Below are 1,316 nucleotides of genomic sequence, written 5' to 3' on the forward strand. Positions count from 1 at the left end.
ACCAGAAGTAGGTAGCTTAACCGCAAGGAGGGCGCTTACCACGGTAGGATTCGTGACTGGGGTGAAGTCGTAACAAGGTAGCCGTATCGGAAGGTGCGGCTGGATCACCTCCTTTCTAGAGTAGCACTGAGTTAGCAATAACTCGCTCATCAAGCGTTCACACTTATCGACTGTCAATTAAGAAGAACAGCATTTGGGGCTGTAGCTCAGCTGGTTAGAGCACCGTGTTGATAACGCGGGGGTCGTTGGTTCGAGTCCAACCAGCCCTACCAGTCTTACCCAATGGGGGATTAGCTCAGCTGGGAGAGCACCTGCTTTGCAAGCAGGGGGTCGTCGGTTCGATCCCGTCATCCTCCACCAAAGAGTTCAAACGTAAATCAGTGAGATTTAGGTTTGGTCTTTTAGAGACCAAGTGCTGTATGTTCTTTAACAATCTGGAAGAAGTAAGTAGATTTTTATGTGTCGTGTTACGGTAAAACGTAATGCGATGGGTAATGATTGTATGTATCAACAAACGCAACAACGTAGTACTTCTTATTCCTATAAACGCTCCTTGTTTAGTCGCAGGGGCTAACGTTATAGGGACAAGTGAATAAGTGCACATGGTGGATGCCTTGGCGATTACAGGCGATGAAGGACGTAGTAGCTTGCGATAAGCTGCGGGGAGCTAGCAAACAAGCTTTGATCCGCAGATTTCCGAATGGGGAAACCCGGCCTTTTAGGTCATTGCATGCTGAATACATAGGCATGCAAAGCGAACGCGGCGAACTGAAACATCTAAGTAGCTGCAGGAAAATAAATCAACCGAGATTCCCAAAGTAGTGGCGAGCGAAATGGGAAGAGCCTGTACGTGATAGTCGGACTGATAGAAGAATCCTCTGGAAATAGGAACCATAGCGGGTGATAGTCCCGTATTCGAAATCAGACCGGTGGTACTAAGCGTACGACAAGTAGGGCGGGACACGAGAAATCCTGTCTGAATATGGGGGGACCATCCTCCAAGGCTAAATACTCGTAATCGACCGATAGTGAACCAGTACCGTGAGGGAAAGGCGAAAAGAACCCCGGGAGGGGAGTGAAATAGATCCTGAAACCGTGTGCATACAAACAGTAGGAGCGGACTTGTTCCGTGACTGCGTACCTTTTGTATAATGGGTCAGCGACTTACATTCAGTGGCAAGGTTAACCGTATAGGGAAGCCGTAGAGAAATCGAGTCCGAACAGGGCGATAGTCGCTGGGTGTAGACCCGAAACCAAGTGATCTACTCATGGCCAGGATGAAGGTGCGGTAACACGCACTGGAGGTCCGAACCCAC

Annotated in this window: 2 tRNA genes and 2 rRNA genes; all 4 read left to right on the forward strand. The window is 49.0% G+C overall.

What is annotated here, in order from left to right:
* Positions 1 to 115: ribosomal RNA gene (locus F8197_RS28155) — 16S ribosomal RNA — on the forward strand; the annotation flags it as partial.
* Between the two features lie 80 nt (positions 116 to 195).
* Positions 196 to 272, forward strand: a tRNA-Ile gene (locus tag F8197_RS28160).
* A 12-nt stretch (positions 273 to 284) separates the two neighbouring features.
* Positions 285 to 360, forward strand: a tRNA-Ala gene (locus F8197_RS28165).
* 222 nt (positions 361 to 582) lie between these two features.
* A 23S ribosomal RNA gene (locus F8197_RS28170) occupies positions 583 to 1,316 on the forward strand; the annotation flags it as partial.

Origin of the sequence: Duganella sp. FT27W (genome assembly GCF_009295655.1) — a bacterium.
In the GTDB taxonomy this organism is placed as follows: Bacteria; Pseudomonadota; Gammaproteobacteria; order Burkholderiales; family Burkholderiaceae_D; genus Rugamonas; species Rugamonas zoogloeoides.